Genomic DNA, 860 nt, shown 5'->3' on the forward strand with positions numbered 1-860 from the left:
TCATGGATTCATCCCGCCAGTTGTCAGGGATAGCCAGCGTGCCTTCATTCATCTGATATGGTGTGTTTTTCATGTGTTTTCCGTTGTTGATTGAAATAAGTTGATAGTCAGTACCGGTCAGTTCACATTGACCTGTTTGCCATTGATAGTGATAGTGGCGCCCTGGATGCTGATATTGCCGGCATTATCGATGGTGATGCTGCCCCCGGCAGTGGCAATTTCGATCCCCCCGGCCTGGGAATGTATCTGGATGTTATTTTTTACGTTCAGCAGGCTGTCTTTTTCGACGGTGATTTGACGCAGGCCGTTGATGGCGCTGACTTCATTTCCCGTCACCTCTTTATGACGGTCGTTTCTGACCGACAGCATCTGATTATGGCCGATGCTTTCGGTGTGGTCGTTCATGACCCGGGTTTCACGGTTATTGAGTACCACGGTGTTCATGTCGCGCTGGGCGTGCAGCGCCAGCTCTTCGCTGCCTTTGGCGTCCTCGAAGCGCAGTTCGTTGTAGCCTTCCCCTTTATGGGTTTTGGAGCGGAAGGCCATCTGGGTTTTGCTGCCCGGCAGGGCGCCCGGCGGGAGATTGCCGGCATGGTAGGTGCGGCCGGTGACTATCGGCTGGTCCGGGTCGCCGTTAAGAAAGTCCACCACCACTTCCTGCCCGATACGCGGTATCGCCAGCATGCCCCAGCCCTGACCGGCCCAGGGCTGGGTGACCCGTATCCAGCAGGAACTGTTGTCGTTGCTCCGGCCGTAGCGGTCCCAGAGCTGTCTCTTATACACATCTGTGAAAAGGGGGGGGGGGGGGGGGGGGGGGGGGGGGGGGGGGGGGGGGGGGGGGGGGGGGGGGGGGGGGGGGG

The 860-nt window shown here is 58.7% G+C and carries 1 protein-coding gene; it reads right to left on the bottom strand.

The annotated features are described in order from the left end of the window. Nucleotides 1–117: 117 nt before the first annotated feature. The coding region (locus V2H77_RS00280; RefSeq protein WP_445935438.1) for a type VI secretion system Vgr family protein at nucleotides 118–860 on the bottom strand (743 nt) is incomplete at its 5' end.

The sequence above is a fragment of the Photorhabdus sp. P32 genome (assembly GCF_038085095.1).
Lineage (GTDB): Bacteria > Pseudomonadota > Gammaproteobacteria > Enterobacterales > Enterobacteriaceae > Photorhabdus > Photorhabdus luminescens.